Below are 23,111 nucleotides of genomic sequence, written 5' to 3'. Positions count from 1 at the left end.
TGGGAGGATAAATGGCGGGCGAACGCAAGCTGACGCCGACGCATGAGGCGCCGTATCGGGGTCTAAAGGTGCTTGATTTTGGGCAGGGCATCGCGTCGCCCTACAGTGCGATGCTGCTCGGGGCCTATGGCGCGGACGTCATCAAGGTGGAGCCGCCCGAGGGCGACTGGTCGCGCTATCTCGGGACCACCTATGGCAATCACACCGCGCTGTCGGCCGTCTATAACCGCGGCAAGCGCAGCCTCTGTCTCGACATGAAGCACAAGGACGGCATTGCGATCGCCCAGCGCCTGGCGAAGGAAGCCGACGTTCTGATCGAGGGCTTCCGGCCTGGCGTCGCCGAACGGCTCGGGCTTGGCTATGAGAGCCTGTCGCAGGATAATCCCGGCTTGGTCTATCTGTCGGTCAGCGGCTTTGGGCAGAGCGGGCCGTATTCCAAGCGGCCTGGCTCGGATTCGGTCGCGCAGGCTTTCTCGGGGCTGGTTTCGGTCAATGTCGGGACCGATGGGGTGCCGCATCGGGTCGGCACCACCATCTCCGACGTCGTCACCGGCGTCTATGCTTTCCAGGCCATCGCGACCACGCTGTTCGCGCGCGCGACCGTCGGCACCGGCCGCTGGATCGACGTCAATCTCTGCCAGTCGACAGCGGCGCTGCTCGGCCACAAGGTGGCCGAGTTCATCCTCGAGGGCGGCGCGCCGCGTGCGCTCAATGTGCCGGCCGGCACCTACCAGACGCAGGACGGCTGGATGATGGTGACGCTGGTGAACGAGCCGCAATACAAGCGCCTGTGCGCCGCAGTCGGCCGCGAGGATCTTGCCAGCGATCCGCGCTTTGCCGATTTCGCCCGGCGCGCCGATGCCGCCGACGCGCTGATCCCGCAGCTGCGCGAGGTCCTCCTGACCCAGCCGACGGACGCCTGGCTGACGCGGTTGCATGCGGCCGATATCATCGCCGAGCGGATTCTCGATCCGGGCGAATGGCTGCGCAACGCCCATGTCGAGGCGACCAAGGCGTCGGTCTGCCAGGATACGCCGGGCGTCGGCCCGGTCTACACGCCGCGGACGCCGGGCATCGCAAGCCTGTCCGAGGACCGGCTTTGTCCCGCGCCGGATGTCGGCCAGGACAGCCGTGCGGTGCTGGTCGAGGCGGGCTTTGCGCCTGCCGAGATCGACCGGCTGCTGCTATCAGGCGCCGTGCGGCAGGCCAAGCGATAACGAAAGCAAAAAGTCATGAGCACAGATCTCGTACGTTACTCGGTCAACGACCACATCGCCGAAATCATGCTGGACCGCGGGCCGGTCAACGCACTCAGCCTGCCCTTGATCGACGCGCTGCTGGCCGCGCTGGCCAAGGCGCGCGATGACGAGACGGTCCGCGCTGTCATCATCGGCAGCGCCCACAAGGTGTTTTGCGCCGGCCTCGACCTCGACATCGTCAGGGGCAAACCCGCGATTGAGACCAAGACATTCCTGGAGCGTCTCTACTTCGCGCTGAACGATACACAGTACCGCATGGGCAAGCCGACGATCGCGGCCGTCGATGGCGCCGTGCGCGCCGGCGGCATGACGATCGCGATCTCCTGTGACATGATCGTCGCGGGCGATGCCTCAACCTTCGGCTACCCCGAGATCGATGTCGGGCTGATCCCGGCGATCCATTTCGTGCAGCTGCCGAGGTTGGTGGGGAAGCACCAGGCGTTCGCCCCGTTGTTCCTTGGCGAGCCCTTCGAAGCAGCCACCGCCTATCGCATGGGCCTGCTCAGCGAAGTCGTGCCGAAAGGCACGGCGCTCGATCGCGCCCGCGAGATCGCGCGCAAGTTTGCGACGAAGTCGCCGATCGTGATGAAGATCGGCCGTGACGCCTTCATGCGCGCGGTCGATGCGGATTTCCGCCGGTCGATCGAGAACATGGCGGAAAGCTTCGTCGTCGTCGCGTCGACCGAGGATTGTCAGGAAGGACTGAATGCGTTCGTCGAGAAGCGGACGCCCAACTACAAGGGACGGTAAATGGCCGGATTGTATTTCGAAGAGTTCGAGGTCGGGCAGGAGTTCCATCACGAGTTCAGCCGGACCGTGACGGAGATGGACAACACCATGTTCAGCCTGCTGACCATGAACCCGCAGCCGTTGCACCTCGATGCGCATTTCTCCGAGAAGACCGAGTTTGGGCAGCGGCTGTTCAACAGCCTCTACACGCTCGGCATCATGATCGGCATGAGCGTGTACGACACGACGCTGGGAACCACGGTCGGCAATCTCGGCATGACCGACGTCAAGTTTCCCAAACCCGTCTTTCACGGCGACACGCTGAAGGCACACACCAAGATCATCGGCAAGCGCGCCAGCAAGTCGCGGCCGAACCAGGGGCTGGTCGAGTTCGAGCACACCATGACCAATCAGCGCGGCGAGGTGGTGGCGAGCTGCCGTCGCACCGGCCTGATGCATTGCAAACCGAAGGCTTAAGCGATGCGATCGTTTCTGTTCGTTCCCGGCGACAGCACCCGGAAATATGAGAGCGCGAAGAAGACCGGGGCCGATGCATTGATTCTCGACCTCGAGGATTCCATCGCGCCGGACCAGAAGGTGATGGCGCGCGGCATCACTCGAAAGATGCTCGACGAGCGCAATCCGGGCCAGAAGCTCTACATCCGCGTCAACGCGCTCGACACGGATATGACGCTCGGCGACCTGGCGGCCGTGATGCCAGGAAAGCCTGATGGCATCGTGCTGCCGAAATGCGCTGGTGCCGCCGACGTCAACAAGCTCGCGCTGTATCTCGATGCGTTCGAGGCGGCCTCCGGCATCGAGCAGGGAACCACGCGGATCGTGACGGTTGCGACCGAGACGGCGCGGGCGGTCCTCAAGATTCTCGACTTCGAGAACATGAGCCCGCGGCTATGGGGCATGATGTGGGGCGCGGAAGACCTTGCGGCCTCACTCGGTGCGTCGCGCAACCGCACCGACGGCCGCTATCATTCGCCCTTCATCCTGGCCCGCGACCTCTGCCTGATTGGCGCGGCGGCAGCCGGCGTCGTTGCCATCGACACGATCGCCACCGACATCAACGATCTCGACGCGCTGAAGGCCGAGGCGATCGCCGCGCGGCAGGACGGCTTCCTGGCCAAGGTCGTGATCCATCCCAAGCATGTCGACATCGTCAACGCGGCGTTCATGCCGACGGACGAGGAGGTCGAATGGTCGAAGCGAGTGATTGCCGCGTTCGCCGGTAACCCGTCCGGTGTCGTCAAGATGGACGGCAAGATGTTGGACAAGCCGCATCTTCGTGCCGCCGAGAAAATCCTGGCGTCGCGCGGAAAATAGTCAGCGATCAGGCTCGATCAGTGCGCCGCCCTGGACGAGGGCGGCGATCTCCGCCTCCGCGAGCCCTGCCTCGCGTGCCCGCCGCCGCGAATTGACTTTGATCCCGGATCGGCGGCAAATGCCTCAAACCAATATTGCCGAGAGGAAATCACCATGGCTGACGCGCTGATCATCGATGCATGCAGGACCCCGCGAGGCATCGGTAAGGCCGGCAAGGGCGCGCTCTCAGGCATCCATCCGCAGCAGCTCGGCGCCACGGTGCTGCGCGCGCTGGCCGACAGGACGGGTATCAACACGGCCGACGTCGACGACATCATCTGGGGCACCAGTTCGCAGCGCGGTCCGCAGAGCGGCGACCTCGGCCGGATGTCGGCGCTCGATGCCGGCTATGACGTGCGCGCCAGCGGCGTGACGCTCGATCGCTTCTGCGGCTCCGGCATCACCAGCGTCAGCATGGCTGCCAATGCCATCATGGCAGGCTCCGAGGACCTCGTGATCGCCGGCGGCACGGAAATGATGTCGATGGAAGGCCGCCGCGGCGAGGGGCCGTTCATGATGGACAACGGCAACCTTCGCCTGCGCGCCCGCCACCCGCAATCGCACCAGGGCGTCTGCGCCGATGCCATTGCGACCATGGAAGGGATCACCCGGCAGGACGTCGACGCGCTTGGTCTCGAGAGCCAGAAGCGCGCGGCTGCGGCGATCAAGGGCGGGCATTTCGACAAAAGCCTGGTTCCGGTCCGTCGCGAGGATGGCGCATTGGCGCTCGACCGCGAGGAGTATCCGCGGCCGCAGACGACGATGGAGGGCCTCGCCGGACTGAAACCGGCCTTCCCCGCCATTGCCGACTACGTGCTCGACGACAAGGGCACGACCTATCGGAAGCTGATCCTGGAGAAATATCCGGATCTCGACATCAACTTTGTCCACCACGCGGGAAATTCCTCGGGTGTGGTGGACGGCTCTGCGGCGATCTTGCTGGCGTCGCCGGACTATGCCCGCAAGCATGGTCTGAAGCCGCGTGCGCGCGTGGTCGCGACGGCCAATATGGGGGACTCGCCGACCTTGATGCTCAACGCGCCGGTGCCGGCCACCCGCAAGGTGCTGGCCAAGGCCGGCCTGACGCTCGACGACATCGATCTGTTCGAGATCAACGAGGCGTTTGCCGTGGTCGCCGAGAAATACATCCGCGACCTCAAGCTCGACCGCGACAAGGTCAACGTCAATGGCGGCTCGATCGCGCTCGGCCACCCGATCGGCGCGACCGGCTCGATCCTGATCGGGACGGTACTCGACGAGCTCGAGCGTCGCGACCTCAAGCGCGGCTTGGTTACGATGTGTGCTGCCGGCGGCATGGCCCCGGCGATCATCATCGAGCGCGTCTGAGCCGGTTCAGACCGATCAGGACGGTGCGCCGACTGCCGACTTGTAGTCCTGATGCTTCGACCACGAGACGTAGTAGGCCACTCCAATCATGGCCGCGATGCCGGCGACGCTGACGACGACCTGCATCGCCAGCGCGTTCGGGCCGGTGATCAGGACGAAGTGCGCGGCAAAGGAGAGGAACACGCCCGAACAAAACACGGCCAGCCATTCCTCGCCGCACTTGATAATGGGCTGCAGGATGAAGGACCGCAGATGTGTCCATCCACGCGGGACCAACGAGGTGAACAGGAATGCCAGCGTCAGGAAGTGCAGGATACGGTACGGCTCAACGCTTTCCTTGTCGTCTGGCAGGAATACACCGACGAACGAGCCGGGAATCATCTCAGCGAGTATCGGGATATTGCCGCTGGCGACGATGGTCAGCGCGAACAGGAGATACAGCAGCGCCGCGGCACGCAACGCGGGCACGGCCTGCATTGCGCGGATGACGTGCGCGTAGCGCTTGCTTATGAGGGCGAACCAGCCTCCCATCACGAACAGGAACTGCCAACAGAACGGATTGAAGTACCAGCGACCGTCCGGATACGCTGCCAGATTCCAGTCAAGCGTATGTGCGGCCGCATAGAGTGCCGCCGACGCGGCGAGCGTCACGTTCGGCAAGCGAAGCAACCCGAACAGAATGATAGGCAGGGATGCCATCAAGGCGATGACGAGTTGCAGGACATCGAGATTGAGCGGCTTGGCCTGCAAGAACAGGCCGTAGATCAGAGTCCGGATCGGGTGATCGATAAATCCGGTGATGTTGAATTCGCTGATGATCTCGGGGGCTGCCGTCCGGCTGGCTGCATAGCTGATCAATTCGACATAAATCACGAACAATACGATGTACGCCGCATAGAGTTGCCACACGCGCTTGAAGATGCGGGTTGCGGCCACCAGGAACCCGCGTTCCCGGGCCATCCCGGCATAGATCAGGGTCGCAGCGTACCCGCCCACGAAGGCGAACAGGTCGGTCGCGCCACTAAAGCCGAAGTTGCGCAGGGTCAGCATGCTGACTGCGTTGTGAGGGATGTGGTCCAGGAACAGAAACCAGTTGGCGATGCCAAGCAGCAGCGCAATCCTGAGATCGCTATTGCGTGCCGCGATCTCGGCGTTTGTTGTCGGATTCATTGAAAGCAGATGTCTACCGGCCCGAGAATCAAATCGCTACCCTAGCGGGAAGCTCCGCGCAGTCCGAATAGATTTTGCGTGAACGATATCTAGTCTGCATTCAGTTCCGGCCAAGTAGCCGAACGCGAAGAAAATCACGTTCTCGAAATTGTCACGTGAATGATACGATGTCAGACCGGCTCGTGCTTGTGCAGGTCGCGAGCATGATCGAAGGTATTGGCTTGCAAATCTGCCTCGGTCAAGCCGACCTCGGGGAGGGCGGCCTCGGCGAGGATGTCGTCCGTGACGTCCTCGACCGAGGACGCCGCGACCTCATGGATGAAGCTGATATTCGCGTACTCTCCCGATGCGACCCGCGCGACCACCTCGCGTCGTGTCATTTCGGGATCGACGATGGCCTCGCGACCGCGACGGCCATAGTCGATCATCACGACGAAATACTGCATGTTCGAAGTTCGATGCCTTGACTGTCATCGGGCATTATTTCCGATGATCCGAACGAAGTCAAGATGAATTCTGATAATCAGAATTAGGGCGTCGTTGACGAGGCCGCCCTGGTCTGGGCCTCGCGCCGAATCGGCCGGGCCGTCCCCGGGCAGGTCCCTCCTACTTCTCGGAAGAGCGTCCGCCGGATGTCCGGGCAGCCTTGCGGCCCTTCGATGCGGTCTTGCCCCGCATCCTTGCGATCTGGCCGCGCGGCAAGGTAACGCAGATCTCGCCGATCCATTCGAGCCTGACGCCGTTGATCGGCTTGGCATTGAAGCTGGTCAGGTTGACAACCCCGGATGAGTTACCGCGCTCGACCGTCTTGAGATAGCGCTCGCCGGTCTTCAGCCGGACCGCGGCCTCTTCTCCATAGAAACTCGACAGCGGATGCCGCTGCTCGCGATAGACCACGATGACGTCGCCGTTCTCGTATTTCGGCAGCATGGAATCGCCCGATACCTCGAACGCGATGGTCTCCTCCGCGAGGGGAAACGGAAGTTCGACCTCGCCGAGACCTTCGGGTGGTACCTGCTCGTAATCCGGCTCGATCGAGGCTCCGGCGCCGATCCGCCCCATGATCGGCACCGAGTTCAGCTCGAGATACTCGACGATCAGGGGGATCTCCGCCGCCTTGATCAGCCGTATTCCCGAGAGAATTTCGGACACCGCGCCGGCCCGAACGCCCATTGCGCGGGCAAGACCGCCCTTGGACTTGCCCGTCCTCTCCAGTCCCCGTTCGATCATTTTCACGTCCAGCATGGCTCATCCTTTCCGAATCTCTGCATCTTCATACAGTTACGATAATCAGAAATCAAGCTTGACTTTTTCTTCTGAATATCGGAAAACCGTGACGGCGCCGGCGGAATGACAGAAATGGGAATTTGGAATGGAAATGACGAACTGGCTGCCGGAGCATTCGGCGGCGCTGCGGGATCTTCGTGCCCGCGGCATGTCCTATTCGGAGATTGCCGACGCGATCAATGAAAGGTTCCACACGGCCTACACGCGAAATGCGGCCCTGAGCCGGGGCCAGCGGATGGGGCTCGGAGGTCTTGAGCGGCTTGAACCATCGTTGCCGAATCGGGTCGGTCGACCCGAGTCCACCGTTCCGGTGCTGCCGCGCATCGAAGTGTCACGCGAGGTTCGCCGGGAGGCGATGGCCGACATGGTTCGCTGGCCGAAACCCTTCTCGGGAGAAGGGGAGGCGCCGAAGCTTCGTTGTGTCGAGATCACGCCGCGCCATCTTTCGCTGGTCGAACTTGAACGCGGGGACTGCCGATATCCCTATGGCGGGGACCGTGACGACGAGCCGATCACCTTTTGTGGCCACCCGCGTCGGCCGGGCTCGAGCTATTGCACGCCGCATTTCCACCTAAGCCGCGATCCCGAGCTGTCGGCGGAGCCGGTCTTGAGCGCCGCGTGGCTCCGCGTTGTCGGAGCGACCTGAGGCATTGCACCTCCTGACCGCCGGATTTCGGTCCGCGATCACGATCGCGGGCAGTGCACCCCCTGACCGCCGGATTTCGATCCGCGATCACGATCGCGGGCAGTTCACCTCTGACCGACTGATTTCGGTCCGCGATCACTACCGCGCGGAACTGTCCGCGCGCCCTTCATCAGACACTACGGAGAATCATTAATGCCGCGAGCCAAACGCCGGAAACCGTACGATCCTGCGAGCGGGCACGACCGCCGATCCCAGGATCTGCCCTACAATGCCGATGTGGCGACGGTCGAAGTCGACGATCCATTTGCGCTTCAACACGGCGAAAAGATTGTCGCGCTGCGCTCGATCCGCAACGATCCGCTCGGCCGGCTGCATGCGCACCGCCAGATCGACGATTCGCAATATCGGGGAGGCCGCGCCTTCCAGGGCGATTGGGAAAAGGCCGAGCGCGGGCCGCGCGCGGTCGATACGACGCGCGAATATGTCGATGGCGGCCAACGTCGCGAGCCGATCACGGAAGGCCAGCGTCAGGCGGTCCTGCGGCTGCAGCGTGCCGAGCACGAACTCGGGGCCGACGGTTCGATGCTGGTCCACGAAGTTCTGATCCTCGGCATGACGATGGAGCAGGTTGGGCAGAGGAGAGGGCTGCGTACCCAGCGTTGGCAGGACTATTTCGCACGACGCCTCAAGGAATGCCTGGATCGGCTGGCATTGATCTATGGCTTTGCCACGTCGCATCGGGGGCCAGCGCAACGTCTTTGAAGCCGGGGGCGATGAGCTCGCACATCGATTGCCGTGCCGTGTCCGGCGCGGCAAAAGCTCCCGGCAGAGGTCGTCAGGCGGAGTGGCTCTGCCTTGTCAGGGAACCGAACGTAGGGTTCATCACATTCGAGCACGGCATTGTGCCGTACCTCACATTTCCCAATGAGCTGACGCGTACGGCTTGGTTGTGTCGAAGGCGGTCGACAGCGGATCGGACTCTCATGTAACGTTCTCGCCTGTGCCGATGGTCCTGTTTGCAGTCGAGCGTACGTCATGGCCCACGGATTGTTGGAGCATCAGCGCCGTGCAGGCAACCGTCTGGCGCGTCGAAGAACCGGAGTTTGCGGCTACCGCCTGAATCCTCTCCAGCGTCTCTCTGCTCAAAACAATATCTCAGGGACTGCAGGATGTGTCTGGTGCCCGGCGGGAAGATTGACGTGATCACCCAAGGAGAACTGACTGATGAAGCACACTGGAAATTGCTTTTGCGGCGCCGTCGAACTGCAGGTCACCGGGGAGCCGGAAGCCATGGGCTACTGCCACTGTCGCTCGTGCCGCTCCTGGTCCGGCGGTCCGGTGAATGCGTTCAGCCTTTGGAAGCCTCAGGCGGTTGAGGTCACAAAGGGGGCTGATCATATCGCGACGTTCGAGAAAACCCCGATGAGCCAGCGCAAGTATTGCAGCAAATGCGGTGGTCACCTGATGACGAGCCATCCGACGCTTGGGCTCGTCGACGTTTTCAGCGCCACGATCCCGACGCTCAAATTCACGCCCGGCGTTCATGTCAATTATGCCGAGGCGGTGCTGCCGATACGCGACGGTCTGCCGAAGCTGAAGGATTTTCCGGCCGAGTTCGGTGGCTCCGGCGAAATGCTCGCCGAATAGCTCGGCGCTCGTCCGATAACGAGAACGGCGTGGCGACTCGTGGCGCCACGCATTGATGTGTCGCCTTGTCGCCGTCCGATGCCCGATCGAGCTGGTCCCTGACGGGTTTCCACGACCTTCCAGCACGACGATAGCGAAGGTCGTCGGCCCCGTGGCCGGCGACAGCCATGTCGGGCGAAGGTCCCGCCCTGCAAAATCCGGATTTGGTTCTGATAGCACGCTTCCGCTAAAAGGCGGTCAAGCCGCCTTCAGTGGCGGCTATCGAATTTCGCCTGACAAAATAACCAGAGGAAACCTCCGATCATGACCGCCAGACCAGAATTGCCAAAGCGCACGCCGCGCGGAGAGGGCGTCCCGACGGCGCTTGACGGTCTGCTGGTTGTCGACTTCACGCGCGTTGTGGCCGGGCCCGCCTGTACGCAGACGCTGGCTGACTTCGGAGCCGAAGTCATCAAGATCGAGAACCCGGACGGCGGCGACGACACGCGCGCTTACGAGCACGCGGAAATCGGCGGTGAGAGTGCCGCATTCCTCAGCCTCAATCGCAACAAGCGCGGCATTGCGCTCGATTTCAACAACCCAGCCGCGCTGGAGGTGGCGCGCGAGTTGATCGCCAAGGCCGACGTCGTGGTGGAGAATTTCTCCGGCGGCGTGATGAAGAAATTCGGTCTCGACTATGCCTCGGTGGCGCCAACCAACCCGCGCTTGATCTATTGTTCGATCTCGGCCTATGGCCGCAAGGGCGATTTCGCGCTGCGCCCCGGCTTCGACCCGATCACGCAGGCCGAAAGCGGTTTCATGTCGCTCAACGGCTTTCCGGACGGCGAACCGGTTCGCACCGGGCCGCCGATTGTCGACATGGCAACGGGAATGTCGGCCTGTAACGCCATTCTGCTCGCCCTGATCGCGCGCGATCGGCTCGGTCGTGGTCAGCAGGTCGAGGTCGCCCTGATCGACACCGCGGTGGCAATGACCGGCTTCTACGGCATGGCCTATCTGATCAATGGCAACAATCCCGGCCGCTTCGGAAATTCTCCGAACGGTTCACCGACCGTCGGCGTCTACCGGGCGTCCGATGGGCCGCTCTACATGGCCTGCGCCAACGACCGGCTCTATCGCCGGCTTGTCACCGAGGTGCTCCAGCGCCCGGATCTCGTCACCGATCCGGAGTTTGCTCAGCGCAAGGCCCGGACCGCCAACAGAGAGAAGCTGCGCGCCATCATTGCCAGCGTGTTTGCGAGCGATACGCTGGAAAACTGGATGGCGAAGATGAAGAAGGCCAACATTCCGGTCGGCTATCTGCGGACGGTCGAGGAGGGGTTCAATGCACCCGAGGTGCGCGATCGCGATCGCCTCAGCAAGATCCCGCATCCAACCGCCGGTTCGGTTCCAAACATCGAGTCACCGGTCGGCATGAGCCTGACGCCGGCGGTCGCCCCGGTCGCCGCTCCGTTGCTCGGTCAACATACCAGGGACGTCCTGCGCAAGACGCTTGGCTATGACGACCGGCGCATCGCGGCGTTGGCTGACGCAGAAGCCTTCGGTAAGCTAGGGAACACCGATTGACGCGCCGGCGTGCAGAAGACGCCCGCCCGCAAGCTCATGCCGACATCGTTCCCGCGACACGGGCCGACTGGCGCGCGCTGATAGCGCGGCACCGAAATCGGTCCGTTTCGATACTCAGTTCGGCTTGCTGCGCAGGTTGTTCCTTGGCATACTTTCAACCTCCTCAGGCTCCGCCCGGTCGATTTCGAGGCGAGCCATCCGGAGTATCAAGGTTGCCGTCGTCAGGCCGAGGCGCTCGGCCTCCTGAGCTGCGGTCTCGACCTTCTGGGCCAAGCCTTCACGTTTACCTGGGTATGCCATTCGTGATCCTCACTTACGGTGCGAGATGAAAAATCCCACTTATGTTGCGGAGCTGCAGAAGAAGCTCGGAGCTCCATCGAGCGAAACAGTAGAAAGCCTGCGACTGTTGAAGGCCTTCCTTCGGCTTGCGCCCGACCAGCGTAGCGAGGTCGTCGAGCTGGTCGAACGTTTGGCGGCTGAACCGCCTGGCGATCCCTCATTGTCTTGAGGGCTTCAATTCCCCCTGCATGTCAGTTGCTGACTGGCTTGGCCGGCGGCTGTGTCGCGATCACGTAGACTGCACCACCGTCGAGCGCCTCAGATTGATGGCGGGTGCCGGCCGGCAACAGGATGGTGTCCCCAGCGGTCACGACACGCTCGCCGCCATCCCAGATGAAGTTCAGTCGCCCGCGGATGATCATCAGGATCTCGTCGACCGGGTGCGTATGGAAATGATGCACCTTGCCGGCCGCGTCGTGCTGCAGCTCCACCGAGCCCTGCGCTGGAAGCAGGTTCAAGATCTCCGGATCGATGGTAAATTCGGTCTTTGTGCCTGCGATGATCTGGGTCATGCTGCCTGCTCCTTGTCTGCAATGGATGGTGTCTTGTTCTGCGCGAGCTTGGCGAACGGGCAGCCCGGGCTCGTATTGTTGTCGTCGTGCAGGAAGTACTGCAGATACTCGCGTCCGTCGGTTGCGCCGTAGCGACCGAGCAGCGGCGAGGGGCTTGCGCTGTCGTACGGGACGAGACGCTTGCGTACCTCGCTGAACGCAGCGTTGGCTGCCTTTTCGGTGCCAAGGATCTTTTCGAACACCCAGCGTGGCTGAAAAGTGAGCATGAACGCGCTGGATCGACGGCTCTGCCGCATCACATGCGCGGGCGTGGTGCACACCACGAAGATCGGCTCGCCCGCGAACGAGAACTCCCACATCGGGTGGTCGATCTGTTCCGGGATGTCGGCCGGCCACGGACTTTTGTCCAGGCGCGCCAGTTGGTCGAGCGTCATCCACATCTTGCGGTAGTACGCGTCGAGCGTCTGCACCGGCCGAGGCCGCGTGAAAACGATCAACGAGGTATTGGGGCCGAACGAGCGAGCCTGAGAAACGTACTGCGCGAGCTGTTCGCCGAGGACGGCGACGTCGTATGGATCAAGGAAGAGGTACCGCAGCTGATCCTGGCGATGGCCTGTCACGCCGAACACGCAAGGGAACGGCCTCGCTTCGCTGCTCATCTGCGCCTCGAATTCCGAGAACATCACGCTTTGCCAGCTGCTCACCGGAAAGTTTGCCGATACTTCGCCTTTTCTTAAAAACAAGCGCTCCATAACACCCCCTTCACTCATAACGAGACTACCGAGATATCAATTTGCTCCTCATCAGTAGCGGCCCGGCAATGCCCGGCAGCGACATGAGGAGCAGAATGACAATCAAGGCGCCGTAGCCGGCGTCGCCGATCGATGCCGCGTTGTGCACCGCATCGGTTCCTGAAACCCGGCTGGCGGCAAGCATGGCGAAGCCGATCACGGGTTGCGACGCGCCGGCGAAGATCCCCGCAGCCGTGGTGTTCACGGAAGCGCCGACGCCGATGAGATCAGCGGTGTAGAGTTTCTTGACGCATTTCAGCACAAGCGGGACGGTGCCGCCGGCGACGAGGCCCAGCGCCGTGAAAACGACGGTGACATAGACAAAGCCAAATGTGCGTGCGACCGGCGGCAGGAGCATCGCGATCAGCAGCATGCGCAACAAACAAATGCGGATCAGCGCGCGGTCGAGCGTCTCCGCGGCGCGATCGGCGGCGTGGCCCAGGAAGATCGAACCAATGGCATTGCCGATCATGAAGGCGAGCAGGGGCGTGCCAGCGGTCGTCGGGGAAATGTGGAAGAGGTGCGCCACCATCGGGATGCCCCAGACGCCGGATAGCGTGGTCACAACCGCAAAGTGCGACGCAAAGGTCATTGCGCAACCCCAGTTGCCAATGTGTGACAGCGATTGCCGCGCAGCCCTGACGACGCCCTTCAGCGTCTTGTTGCTGTGCGGGACCGGATCAGGCTTGAGCGCAAGCTTGGCGAAAGCAAGGTTGGCAAGGCCGATGCAGGCAATGAAGAGGAAACAGGCACGCCAGCCGAAGCCCGAGACCGCAGCCGCGAGCGGCGTGGTCGCGATCACACCCCCGACATAGCCGGAAACCTGCGAAATCCCCGACATAACGCCGAACCGCTCGTCCGCGAAGCTTTGCGCGACGAGTTTCAGGAGTGCGGTGAAGACCAGCGCGTCACCGCAGGCGACGACCAAGCGCGCGGCAAAGACGTCAAGCAGGTTCGGTGCCAGCGCGAACGTGGCACTACCGAGAGACGACGCAATCATGCTGGTCAGAACGACGCGCTTGACACCGAACCGGTCGACCAGAAGACCCGCCGGAATCTGCATTAAGGTGTAGCCCCAGAAATAGCTGGAGGCGAGCATCGCAACACCGGCCGCATCGGTGTTGAAGTCGTGCATGAAGCTCAGGCTCATGGATTGCGGCGAGACGCGCTGCAGGAACGCGATGGCGTAAGCGATCGCCACAGCCGCCCAGGCGAGATAGGCGCGGTCGGTCAACCGCGACGTCGGCGTATAGACGGCTTGTTGTCCGAGTACCGACATCAGACCCTCGCGTAACCGACAGAGAAAAGAGCGTCCGCTGAATTCGGAATCTTCCGTGACATCGCCGCGTCGACGAGCGACGCAGTGCCGTGATAGGCTTGGCGATGATGCTTGATGTGGCCGTACGCGCCGCGCATGATCATGTCGGGCAGCTCGAGCGGCTTGCCCGGATAAAGCGAAGCGCACATCTCGACACAGGCAGCCTGCAATGCAGGATCCTGCATGTCGTCGAGCAGCGATGGCGTCACCTTCTCGCAAATCTTGGCGTTGGCCGCCCAAACGATGGGATTGCGGGTGCGCCAACCGTAGAGCACACTGCCGTCGGCTCTTTCCGTGGCACCCGAACATCTCAGAACTTCGGCGGTGAAAAAGCCGTAGAGACCGCGGCCCTGATGAGCGGGCAGCACTTCGGTGCCGCTGCGGTAGATCCCGGGTCCGGCCGACAGCTGAAGGATGCGATAGACCGTGAAGGCCACGAGGGCGGAGCCGTCATAGACCAGGATGAGGCTGTATTTCCTGTCGAATGGCGAGGAGGTTGCTGTCCAGTGCGGCTCGGTGGCCTGCCAGTTGACGGCGATAATGCCGTTCATTGCGTCCATCAGTGACTGACGATCGCAGGCTTCGATCCGGGAGGCGTCGGGTAGGCTGTAGATCGCGTAATCCGGCCACGGCGATTTGATCGCCTGATATCGACTGCCCAGATTTCGCAACATGGCAGGAACTCCCGTATTCCATCGCGAGCTATACAGGGGCGCCTCAAATGGCTTAAAGGACAATATGCCCTCGAAAACTGCCAAACCGTCCCGACCCGAGCCAGCCGACAAGACATTCACGCGACGGATCGCGATCGTCGCCTTTCCGGGCGTGACCTTGCTCGACATCTCCGGGCCCGCGCAGGTGTTTGCGGAACTTGAGGCGATCGAACTGCCCGGGCCGGGCTATTCGCTGTCGTACCTTTCAGCCTCGGGCGGACTGGTGCCGACCGATGTCGGGATGATGATCGACACCGCTCCGATCGAGACTCTTGGACCTGGCGAGGTCGACACGCTGGTGGTCCCCGGGGGACCGGGTATTTGGCAGATCCGCAATGACGCAAGGCTGATGAACTGGATTGTGGGGGCGCTTCCGAAAGCGCGTCGCGTCGCGTCCGTTTGTCTCGGAGCGTTCGCGCTGGCCTGGACCGGCATTCTTGACGGCAAGCGTGCTGCAACGCACTGGCGCTATTGTCCGCGGCTGCAGGACAGTTTCCCCAAAATCCGGGTCGAGCCGAATGCGATCTTCGTCAAGGACGGGCGGGTCTGGTCGTCGGCCGGCGTCAGCGCCGGCATCGACCTTGCCCTCGCCATGATCGAGGAGGATTTCGGCCATACCACCGCGCTGGATGTCGCACGCAGACTTGTGGTTTTCCTGAAGCGACCGGGTGGTCAGAGCCAGTTTTCGACCGTCCTTGCAGCGCAGGCATCGGATGTCGAGGGGCGCTTCAGCGCGCTGCATGCATGGATCATCGAGAACATCACCAGCGACCTAAGGGTCGAGACGCTCGCGGAAAGAGCCGGGATGACGCCGCGCACATTCGCCCGGACCTATGTCAGCCGCACCGGCATGACGCCTGCGAGCGGCGTCGAGGCGCTCCGCGTGGAGACTGCGCGCTTGTTGCTCGAGAGCCGTCAGATTGGCGGCGTGGTCGAGGTTGCCAAGCGCGCAGGGTTCGGCGATGACGAGCGGATGCGTCGGGCCTTCCTGCGGCACCTCGGCGTATCTCCGACCGAATATCGAAACCGCTTTTCGGGCGGGTAGCCTGACTGAAGAGTGTGTTCGGGCACAGGCCTATTCATACAAAGCGGATCCATCTCGCGAGCGAATAGCTGGCCTTCGCTGGCGGGATTCACCGTTCAAGACGGTAGCTTTTCCGGTTTGTCTGCGGCTAATGTGCCGGCCAAATCGGGAGAAGAAACACGATGAATGACGGGACCTCTATTCAATCGGCACGCAACGTCGAACTCGGCGCCAGCGGCGAGGAATACCAGAATCTGCACGAATTCGTGCGGAAGGCCCGTGCCAAGCTGAACCAGAATGCCTGGGACTATATCGTCGGCGCCTCGGAAACCGAGACCACGATGCGCCGCAACAGAATGGCGCTGGACGAGATCGCCTTCAGGCCCCGCGTATTGCGCAGCGTCGTCAATGTCGATCCCTCCGTCGAGGTGTTCGGTCGCAAACTCCGGCTTCCCGTCATGATCGCCCCGGTCGGAGCGCTCGAGATATTCGATCTCGACGCGGGCGCGGCCGTCGCGCGCGGTGCGGGGACGTTCGGTGCGGCGCATATGCTGAGTTCGGTTTCAGAGCCGGGCCTGGAAAACACCGCCAAGGCGGCGCCTGACGCCTTGCGTATCTATCAGCTGTATGTGCGCGGCGATGACGCTTTCGTCGAGGATGTCGTCAGCCGTACCATCGCCAACGGCTATGCCGCGTTCTGTCTCACGGTCGATACCGCGCACTACAGCCGGCGCGAACGCGACATTGCCAAGCGCTACGTGCGTGAAAGCCGAATTCGCGCCACCGGCGGCGATTTCCAGAAAGGTCTGGAATGGCGGACGGTGAAATTGATCAAGGACAAGTTCAAGATCCCACTCGTCCTCAAGGGGATTGCCACCGCGGAGGATGCGAAGATCGCCCTCGATCACGGGGTTGACTGGATCTACGTGTCGAACCATGGCGGGCGGCAGCTCGACCACGGCCGCGGTTCGATGCATGTGCTGCCCGAGATCGTCCAGGCGGTCGCGGGCCGTGCGAAGATCATGGTCGACGGCTCGTTCTATCGCGGCACCGACATCGTGAAGGCGATCATCTCGGGAGCCGATCTCGTCGGCATTGGCCGGCTGCAGTGTTGGGCGCTTGCCGCCGCAGGCGAAGCCGGCGTCGTACGCATGCTTGAACTGCTGGAGGACGAGGTGATCCGCTGCCTCGGGCTGCTCGGGGTCACCAGCTTTGCCGAGCTGGACAAGTCTTATCTGCATCCGGCGATGCCGACCAACCTGCCGAGCGTGTTCAGCGCATTCCCGCTGCTGGACATCGAGCCCTACCGTTATTGAGCCGCGGGCTAGGCTCGCGCGAATGACCTGGCGGGCGCGGTCGCGGCGTCTGTGATGTCCATGAAGACGCCGCGGCAAAGACAAAGTCTGATCGAAATGCCGCACTAGTCGAGGCGAATGGCAGACGGTCCATTCGCTGAATTTTCACTTGAGAGAGCTATCAGCTTACATTGGATCTTGCGGGATATCCAAGCCGGCCGGCTGAAACTGTCGCCGGTCAGCGACGAGGACTTGCGCGTCCTCACGGAGCTCGGTCTGATCGAATTGCACGATGATGGTCCGGCGCTGACACCGGAGGGAGCCGAAATCCTGAGCGGCTAGGGCGGAGCTGCAGTGATCTAGTGGGCTTTCAGGAAGCTCTCGCCGGAATTGCACGGCACGCAATGATAGGTCAGCACGTCAAAAACCCGGTCACGCGGCTCAATCACAGCGAGGCGCATCTGTGCGCCGAACTTCATGCTGACCCGATCCGAATTCGGGCGGTAACGGGGTCTGAAACTCCCGGACTAGGGAACTTTTTCTTGCCAGGCCAGATCGGGCGATCACAATGGCGGTTAGCGATCCAGCGCTGACGGGACCGCAATCTATGCTAACGTCGCCGGACGCTTATGTTCAGGGGGCGATCATGATCGAGCCGAAGCTTGAAGTTCCTGCCGAGCTCCGCGACCTCGCGGAAAAGACCATCGATCAGGCCGAGAAGGCCTTCGGCCTGTTCTTCGATGCGGCCAGCAAATCGATGGCGACGATGCCGGGTAGCGGAACGGAAATTTCCAAACAGGCGCTGTCATTCACCGAGCAGAATATGAAAGCAGCGTTCGAGCATGCGCGAAAGCTGGTGCATGCGACCGACCTTGAGGAGGCGATGCGGATCCAGTCGGAATTCCTGCGCAGCCAGTTCACCAATGCCGGCGAACATATGCGGCAGATCACGGGCAGCGTGATGTCTGCCACCAAGGACGCGACCAAGGGCAAAACCTAGGACAGAGTTTCCCGCGTGCTCAGCGTCGGCGGGCGACCGCGACGCCGAGCAGGAAGGCGACGAACAGGCTGGCAAGCGGCGCTTCGCGCGTGACTGCGCTCACGGTGGCAAGGGCTCCGCCCTGACGACGCGAATGAGCGATCGTGCGGCTGAGTCGATCGACGGCGGCCCGAAGCCCATCCGACACCTCCGTGATCGTGCGCGAAACATCGGTTGCCGTATCGATCGCGCGTTCGGCGAGGCTGGGCTGCAGCGGGGATTCCGGCGTTTCGAAACTCATGCGACATGCCGTGGTTGCACTGAAGGATTAGAGGCGGCCGTGATCTCGCTCTCCGCTCGTGCGCTTGCCTTGAACAGTGGGTCAATGAGCTTTGACTATCCGCGACAGGCGCCGGTCTGAGCGGCGGATTACGGCCACGTTCTGAAAATGCTGCAGGTGCGGATTGGTTCCGCGGGATAACCTCGCTTTCAATGAAGGGAACCGGAAACTTCCGGGCATGTCAGGGCTTGTTGCAGCAACGACAATCGCAGCGCAGGCTCCAAGTCATGACGGATGTTCGTCCGATCAAGGAGAGAAAGCGGCACGGCGGCGCGCCGCTCGTGGTCGCAGTGGTTGTCGCTACTCTCGGCGTGTTGGGCATGCTGATCGTGGATCACGGCCCATGGAGCAAGCCCAAGGTGCAGCCGGCCGCGATGGCCAACCACACAACGACCGGCGAGGCTGCACGTTCAGCCGGTGCAAAGGTGATACCGACCGAACCCAGGGCGCCGATCGAACCCGCGCCGCCGGGCCCGACGCCGGTCCAACCAGCGAACCCGAGTCCACCGCAATAGATTTAGATTCCGTTGCGTGGTGGAAACCTGATCCGACGCAAACCTAGACGTGACACGACGAGCGACGCGCCAGCATGCAGCCTCCGCACCACGCCGAATGAGCCGCGAGACAAGAATTGACGCGTTGGGCAAATCGGCGGCACAACGTCATCACTCGAGATTGCAGCAGTCAGCGCACGCTGACGAGCATGCCCCACGCTGCGGCAAGGCCGGCCCCGACCAGAACCAGGAACGGACTATCGCAAAACACGCCGCCATACTGGCACATGCTGGTGCCGAGCGAGCCGACCTGATGATGACCCGCGGCATAGAACAGGCCAGACAAGACCGCGAGCATGGCAGCAACGAAATACATTGACGCCTCCTTGCGATGCGAGGACGGCGCGAGCCAATCCGGCCAACGCCACCCAGAATTGTCCTGATCGTGAGCCGAACGATGAACTGCCCGTCGGCTTGACACGTCGGGCAACTCAGCGGCACACTGACATCATCGCAACAAGCATAGGGCGGTCGGCAGAAGACCGTGTTGCGATTTCCTCATGCGCACGAATTTTCGATGAAGGCGGTTTCTTGCCGTCGAAACCGATGCGTCGCATTTTATCAATTCCGTTCATTTCGCAAAAAGGGTCTGCCGCGTCGGCTAACTCACCCGCATAGCTGCTGAGCAGATCGGACCTAACGACGCCTGGTATGAGTGGGTCTTGTTCGTGAAGTCGTCTGCCCCGGCAAGTCCGCGCTGCAGGCGAAGTGGGCAAGTGCAAACTGCAAACTGCAGCCAAATCTGAATGCATCTGATCTGTCGCCGGCATTGATCCAGGATTTGCATCAGACTTATTCCTCGGAGCGTCATCTCGGGATCAGCCGAGATCGTCGATTCTGCAGCAAGAGCGATACCTAAGACCGCCCTCACGGGTACATAAAAGCAGCGCTTCCTGTCAGGTTAGTGGGGGCTGGAGTGCTGTTTTGAGCATCAGCTTAGCTGTAAACGCCACGCTATTCTTGCCGACCAAAGGCCGTCCCGTCGACCCTCGCCATGCTGCTGTCATAAGTGCCGGTAAAGCCACACGATACTTCTCGACCGCCGAAAATCAGACTGACGCCGATCGCGTCGGCACGCTGGCGCGTCGTCAATTCTCCGTGCCACTTTCCATTCTCGAAACTTTACAATACCGAATAATAGAAGTAAGTGTCGCCGCTCAAGATGCGACCGTTGAGGAGCACGAGAACGCCGCTCGCGCGAGCGCGTGAACCGTCTTCCATCTTGATCTCGATCGCATATAGGCCGGTTTTGATGTCTGACGCCGCCGATCGCTCCCCCAATTGCTCCCGGGCATCAGACTAACGCTGCTCATCATTTGGAGCGATTGTCATTTAGCCGCAGCTTCTTCCCGCGCTCGCAAATGCCGACGTGGCGGCGCAGCGCGAGGGGAGCGTCAAATGCTGACGCGATGCTCGGAGTGAGGACGTGGCATCGTGGCCGACGCAGGGTCAATCGTCGGTCATCGTCACGGCCGGCCGTTTTTGTCCTCGGCGGATCATCGAATTAGAGGAAGAACCTCGAATTCGTGAAATCGCGGCGGTGAAGGCAGCGTCCATTCTAGTGTTGTTGCTCCACTGCCCCAAGGGTTACCGGCCGCCCTCGACTTGCGGACGAGAGCATAAATCACGCCCAAAAAGAAAACGACCAACCCGGCGGCGGAAATATAGGCTCCGATCGAGGAAATCAGGTTCATACCAGCGAAAGCGTCCGGATAATCGACAATGCGCCTCGGCATGCCCGACAGGCCGAGGAAATGCATCGGGAAGAACGCAAGATTGACACCGACAAACGTCAGCCAGAAGTGCAACTTGCCGAGAGTTTCGGAATACATGTATCCCGTGAATTTCGGAAACCAGTAGTACCAGCCCGCGAAAATCGAGAACACGGCACCTAGTGACAGCACATAGTGGAAGTGCGCGACGACATAATAGGTATCCTGAAGTGACCGGTCGATGCCTGGATTGGCCAGCACTACACCGGTTACGCCTCCGATCGTGAACACGAAGATGAAGCCAATGGCCCACAGCATGGGTGTTTCAAACGTGAGCGATCCGCCCCACATGGTGGCGATCCAAGAGAAGATTTTGACGCCGGTGGGCACCGCGATCACCATGCTGGCGACGGCAAAATAGGCCTGAGCGCTGCTCGACATACCCACGGTGTACATATGGTGGGCCCAAACGACGAAGCCGATGAATCCGATGGCAACGATCGCATAGGCCATTCCGAGATACCCGAACACGGGTTTGCGGCTGAAGGTCGAGACAACTTGGCTGACAATCCCGAAGCCCGGTAAGATCATGATGTAGACCTCCGGATGGCCAAAGAACCAAAAGAGATGTTGGAACAGCAGGGGATCGCCGCCGCCCTCTGGCGCGAAGAATGTTGTCCCAAAATTCCGATCGGTAAGCAGCATGGTAATTCCGCCGGCGAGCACAGGCAGCGAGAGCAACAGCAGAAATGCGGTCACCAGCACCGACCATACGAAGAGTGGCATCTTGTGCATGGTCATGCCTGGAGCGCGCATGTTGAAGATGGTGGTGATGAAATTGATCGCGCCAAGGATCGAGGATGCGCCGGCCAGATGTAGCGACAGAATGACGAAATCGACCGACGGCCCGGGATGTCCGGCGGTAGAGAGCGGCGCGTAGAGCGTCCAGCCCGTACCGGCTCCGGAGGAGCCGGGCTCTCCCTCGACGAACATCGAAATGATGAGGAGCGCGAACGATGCAGGAAGCAGCCAGAACGAGATATTGTTCATGCGCGGGAACGCCATGTCTGGCGAGCCGATCATTAATGGCACCATCCAGTTGCCAAAGCCGCCCATCATGGCCGGCATAAGTGTGAAAAAGATCATGATCAGGCCGTGGCCTGTTACGAAGACGTTATAGGCATGCGGGTTCGCGAAGATCTGAAGGGCCGGCTCCTGCAATTCGGCCCGGATCACGACCGAGAGGATCCCGCCGATCAATCCCGCGCAGATCGCAAACACGAAATACATCGTGCCGATGTCTTTGTGATTGGTCGAATAGACGTACCGGCGCCAACCAGTCGGCTGATCGTGTGGGTGGCCATGGGAAGAGACATCTGCGGAAATTGACATTTTTGTTCTTCCTTGAGCTTCGAGATGCGCGGAGCGGGCTTAATCCCGGCTATTCGATTCCAGTCGAGCGGTGATCCGGCTCTCAACTCGTTCGACTTGTGTTGCTGCGTGTCGTCCGATGGCCCGAGAAAGCGCGTCGCTTAGCAATGTCGTCCACGAGACGTTTGCTTCCGTCGGAACGCGATCTTTCAGGCGGTCGTTCGGTTTCCAGTCCGAAGTTGGCAAGGTCGGGGGCAACGACCCGAAGTAGGCGGGATAGACTTCGTGCATATAACAGGGGGACGACGCAGATTCGTGAGAGCTGGGTTCGTCATCGTATCGGTCAAAGCATCCATGGTTCTGAGTCATCGCCCGGCCTGCGTCGCGATCAGGCGCCACGTGTTGGTCGGTGGCGCGCAACCGAATGTCCAGATGTCGATGCTGTGTCGCTCTTCGGTCCTTCTTTGGCTGCTTTCCGAAAGCCTATAAGAGCCGGCGATGAAGCGGATGGAAATCTCGATATGATCATCGTCGATGCGCGCGGCAACGATCTCAGGAGGCGCGATCAGTGCGAACAGTGTGTCCGTCTTCTCGTGTCGATCCTCTCTCGCCGCGATCGCGTCCGAAAAAGCGGCATAGACCTCAGGGGAAACGTGCCTGAGCAGTGTCACTTGGTCGCCGGCATCGAATGCCGCGACGATCGCCTCGTAGGCCGCAAGTCTGTCGTTGAGGAAGTCGTTCAAGGCGATGCCGCCACAACGCTTGAGGACATTGGATGCCATCGCTTCGAGTTCTGCGCAGCGTGCTGAAACGTTCAATGCTGAAGCATTCGCAGGAGAGATTGTTCGCCCCGATCGTTGAGCGGCTCTTGCCCTCGCAAGCGATGAAAAATGCTCGAACCAGAAGGTGAATAACCCGTAGACCCAAAGTCCCCACAACAGGGCGACGAGTGCTGAACCGTTGCTATCCTCTGGCATAGCGACCTCCCGGATGTTTGTCGCCCACGGCGAATTATGTCTGTCTGGTTGCCCGAATGGTCGCTCGCCCTTTCCGGACAAACAAACGAATTTAATCGCTCAATTAAACCAAAAGAATTGCAGTGAACGTCGAAGGACTGACACGATGTGTGGGAAGGAAG

General features: G+C 61.4%; 28 protein-coding genes. 16 read left to right on the top strand and 12 right to left on the bottom strand.

Annotated features, from left to right (window positions below):
- Positions 1-11: 11 nt before the first annotated feature.
- From MTX23_RS25235 to MTX23_RS25215, 5 genes are all read left to right on the top strand, one after another.
- Positions 12-1,217 (top strand): CoA transferase, encoded by a 1,206-nt coding sequence (locus MTX23_RS25235; RefSeq protein ID WP_280972900.1) that lies wholly within the window; start codon positions 12-14, stop codon positions 1,215-1,217.
- Between the two features lie 15 nt (positions 1,218-1,232).
- Positions 1,233-2,009: an enoyl-CoA hydratase/isomerase family protein gene (locus MTX23_RS25230; protein WP_280972898.1), complete on the top strand. Its 777-nt coding sequence runs from the start codon at positions 1,233-1,235 to the stop codon at positions 2,007-2,009.
- A complete protein-coding gene (locus MTX23_RS25225; RefSeq protein WP_280972896.1) occupies positions 2,010-2,465 on the top strand; it encodes a MaoC family dehydratase in 456 nt (151 codons plus the stop codon). It begins immediately after the preceding gene.
- Between the two features lie 3 nt (positions 2,466-2,468).
- On the top strand, positions 2,469-3,323 hold the full coding sequence (locus MTX23_RS25220; RefSeq protein WP_280972894.1) for a CoA ester lyase: 855 nt from the start codon (positions 2,469-2,471) through the stop codon (positions 3,321-3,323).
- A gap of 153 nt (positions 3,324-3,476) precedes the next feature.
- Positions 3,477-4,709, top strand: coding sequence for an acetyl-CoA C-acetyltransferase (locus MTX23_RS25215; protein WP_280972893.1), 1,233 nt, complete (start codon positions 3,477-3,479; stop codon positions 4,707-4,709).
- Positions 4,710-4,724: 15 nt separating this feature from the next.
- Here MTX23_RS25215 and MTX23_RS25210 read toward each other — a convergent pair whose 3' ends face one another.
- From MTX23_RS25210 to MTX23_RS25200, 3 genes are all read right to left on the bottom strand, one after another.
- Positions 4,725-5,879: an OpgC domain-containing protein gene (locus MTX23_RS25210; protein WP_280972891.1), complete on the bottom strand. Its 1,155-nt coding sequence runs from the start codon at positions 5,877-5,879 to the stop codon at positions 4,725-4,727.
- Positions 5,880-6,049: 170 nt separating this feature from the next.
- Complete coding sequence (locus MTX23_RS25205) at positions 6,050-6,325, bottom strand: hypothetical protein (protein WP_280972890.1); 276 nt, start codon at positions 6,323-6,325, stop codon at positions 6,050-6,052.
- A 160-nt stretch (positions 6,326-6,485) separates the two neighbouring features.
- Positions 6,486-7,124: a S24 family peptidase gene (locus MTX23_RS25200; protein ID WP_280972889.1), complete on the bottom strand. Its 639-nt coding sequence runs from the start codon at positions 7,122-7,124 to the stop codon at positions 6,486-6,488.
- Positions 7,125-7,251: 127 nt separating this feature from the next.
- On the opposite strand from MTX23_RS25200, the gene MTX23_RS25195 reads away from it, so the two are divergent.
- From MTX23_RS25195 to MTX23_RS25180, 4 genes are all read left to right on the top strand, one after another.
- A complete protein-coding gene (locus tag MTX23_RS25195) occupies positions 7,252-7,812 on the top strand; it encodes a GcrA family cell cycle regulator (protein WP_280972888.1) in 561 nt (186 codons plus the stop codon).
- Positions 7,813-8,004: 192 nt separating this feature from the next.
- A complete protein-coding gene (locus MTX23_RS25190) occupies positions 8,005-8,574 on the top strand; it encodes a DUF6456 domain-containing protein (protein WP_280972887.1) in 570 nt (189 codons plus the stop codon).
- A 462-nt stretch (positions 8,575-9,036) separates the two neighbouring features.
- Positions 9,037-9,459, top strand: coding sequence for a GFA family protein (locus MTX23_RS25185; RefSeq protein WP_280972885.1), 423 nt, complete (start codon positions 9,037-9,039; stop codon positions 9,457-9,459).
- A gap of 303 nt (positions 9,460-9,762) precedes the next feature.
- The gene (locus tag MTX23_RS25180; RefSeq protein WP_280972883.1) at positions 9,763-11,025 is read left to right on the top strand and encodes a CoA transferase; all 1,263 of its coding nucleotides are present in this window, start codon (positions 9,763-9,765) and stop codon (positions 11,023-11,025) included.
- 114 nt (positions 11,026-11,139) lie between these two features.
- Here the strand turns inward: MTX23_RS25180 and MTX23_RS25175 are convergent, their stop codons facing one another.
- On the bottom strand, positions 11,140-11,325 hold the full coding sequence (locus MTX23_RS25175; RefSeq protein ID WP_280972882.1) for a hypothetical protein: 186 nt from the start codon (positions 11,323-11,325) through the stop codon (positions 11,140-11,142).
- A 25-nt stretch (positions 11,326-11,350) separates the two neighbouring features.
- Here MTX23_RS25175 and MTX23_RS25170 point away from each other — a divergent pair, with 25 nt between their 5' ends.
- Positions 11,351-11,533 (top strand): hypothetical protein, encoded by a 183-nt coding sequence (locus tag MTX23_RS25170; protein ID WP_280972880.1) that lies wholly within the window; start codon positions 11,351-11,353, stop codon positions 11,531-11,533.
- 22 nt (positions 11,534-11,555) lie between these two features.
- On the opposite strand, the gene MTX23_RS25165 is transcribed toward MTX23_RS25170, so the two are convergent.
- The 4 genes from MTX23_RS25165 to MTX23_RS25150 are packed head-to-tail and all read right to left on the bottom strand — an operon-like array spanning position 11,556 to position 14,827.
- Positions 11,556-11,876 carry a cupin domain-containing protein gene (locus MTX23_RS25165; protein ID WP_280972877.1) on the bottom strand — a complete coding sequence of 107 codons (321 nt, stop codon included), beginning with the start codon at positions 11,874-11,876 and terminating at the stop codon, positions 11,556-11,558.
- The gene (locus MTX23_RS25160; protein ID WP_280972875.1) at positions 11,873-12,628 is read right to left on the bottom strand and encodes a YqcI/YcgG family protein; all 756 of its coding nucleotides are present in this window, start codon (positions 12,626-12,628) and stop codon (positions 11,873-11,875) included. Before MTX23_RS25160 ends, MTX23_RS25165 begins: the two co-directional genes overlap by 4 nt.
- A gap of 25 nt (positions 12,629-12,653) precedes the next feature.
- Positions 12,654-13,946 carry an MFS transporter gene (locus MTX23_RS25155; RefSeq protein WP_280972873.1) on the bottom strand — a complete coding sequence of 431 codons (1,293 nt, stop codon included), beginning with the start codon at positions 13,944-13,946 and terminating at the stop codon, positions 12,654-12,656.
- Positions 13,946-14,827, bottom strand: coding sequence for a hypothetical protein (locus MTX23_RS25150; protein WP_280972871.1), 882 nt, complete (start codon positions 14,825-14,827; stop codon positions 13,946-13,948). The genes MTX23_RS25155 and MTX23_RS25150 overlap by 1 nt, the downstream gene beginning before the upstream one ends.
- On the opposite strand from MTX23_RS25150, the gene MTX23_RS25145 reads away from it, so the two are divergent.
- The 4 genes from MTX23_RS25145 (at position 14,724) to MTX23_RS25130 (ending at position 18,017) form a co-directional block, all read left to right on the top strand.
- Positions 14,724-15,743: an AraC family transcriptional regulator gene (locus tag MTX23_RS25145; RefSeq protein ID WP_280972869.1), complete on the top strand. Its 1,020-nt coding sequence runs from the start codon at positions 14,724-14,726 to the stop codon at positions 15,741-15,743. The two genes, MTX23_RS25150 and MTX23_RS25145, sit on opposite strands and share 104 nt — an antisense overlap.
- 161 nt (positions 15,744-15,904) lie before the next feature.
- Positions 15,905-17,038 carry an alpha-hydroxy acid oxidase gene (locus tag MTX23_RS25140; protein WP_280972867.1) on the top strand — a complete coding sequence of 378 codons (1,134 nt, stop codon included), beginning with the start codon at positions 15,905-15,907 and terminating at the stop codon, positions 17,036-17,038.
- 177 nt (positions 17,039-17,215) lie between these two features.
- Entirely contained in the window at positions 17,216-17,359 is a 144-nt protein-coding gene (locus MTX23_RS25135) for a hypothetical protein (RefSeq protein ID WP_348637510.1), read from the top strand.
- Between the two features lie 304 nt (positions 17,360-17,663).
- Entirely contained in the window at positions 17,664-18,017 is a 354-nt protein-coding gene (locus tag MTX23_RS25130; RefSeq protein ID WP_280978180.1) for a phasin, read from the top strand.
- Positions 18,018-18,036: 19 nt separating this feature from the next.
- On the opposite strand, the gene MTX23_RS25125 is transcribed toward MTX23_RS25130, so the two are convergent.
- Positions 18,037-18,297: a hypothetical protein gene (locus MTX23_RS25125; RefSeq protein ID WP_280972864.1), complete on the bottom strand. Its 261-nt coding sequence runs from the start codon at positions 18,295-18,297 to the stop codon at positions 18,037-18,039.
- A 266-nt stretch (positions 18,298-18,563) separates the two neighbouring features.
- Here MTX23_RS25125 and MTX23_RS25120 point away from each other — a divergent pair, with 266 nt between their 5' ends.
- Entirely contained in the window at positions 18,564-18,851 is a 288-nt protein-coding gene (locus MTX23_RS25120) for a hypothetical protein (protein ID WP_280972862.1), read from the top strand.
- Between the two features lie 169 nt (positions 18,852-19,020).
- Here MTX23_RS25120 and MTX23_RS25115 read toward each other — a convergent pair whose 3' ends face one another.
- Positions 19,021-19,206 carry a hypothetical protein gene (locus MTX23_RS25115; protein ID WP_280972860.1) on the bottom strand — a complete coding sequence of 62 codons (186 nt, stop codon included), beginning with the start codon at positions 19,204-19,206 and terminating at the stop codon, positions 19,021-19,023.
- A gap of 608 nt (positions 19,207-19,814) precedes the next feature.
- Between MTX23_RS25115 and MTX23_RS25110 the strand changes: the two genes are divergently transcribed.
- Complete coding sequence (locus MTX23_RS25110; RefSeq protein WP_280972858.1) at positions 19,815-20,099, top strand: hypothetical protein; 285 nt, start codon at positions 19,815-19,817, stop codon at positions 20,097-20,099.
- Positions 20,100-20,386: 287 nt separating this feature from the next.
- Here MTX23_RS25110 and ctaD read toward each other — a convergent pair whose 3' ends face one another.
- Together ctaD and MTX23_RS25100 are read right to left on the bottom strand one after the other, a co-directional pair.
- Positions 20,387-21,994, bottom strand: coding sequence for a cytochrome c oxidase subunit I (gene ctaD, locus MTX23_RS25105; protein ID WP_280972856.1), 1,608 nt, complete (start codon positions 21,992-21,994; stop codon positions 20,387-20,389).
- A gap of 344 nt (positions 21,995-22,338) precedes the next feature.
- Positions 22,339-22,950 (bottom strand): TIM44-like domain-containing protein, encoded by a 612-nt coding sequence (locus MTX23_RS25100; protein ID WP_280972854.1) that lies wholly within the window; start codon positions 22,948-22,950, stop codon positions 22,339-22,341.
- Between the last annotated feature and the right edge of the window lie 161 nt (positions 22,951-23,111).

The organism is Bradyrhizobium sp. ISRA436 (genome assembly GCF_029910015.1).
Lineage (GTDB): Bacteria > Pseudomonadota > Alphaproteobacteria > Rhizobiales > Xanthobacteraceae > Bradyrhizobium.
The sequence above is the reverse complement of the archived record's forward strand: the minus strand, read 5'-3'. Positions and strand labels throughout refer to the sequence as shown.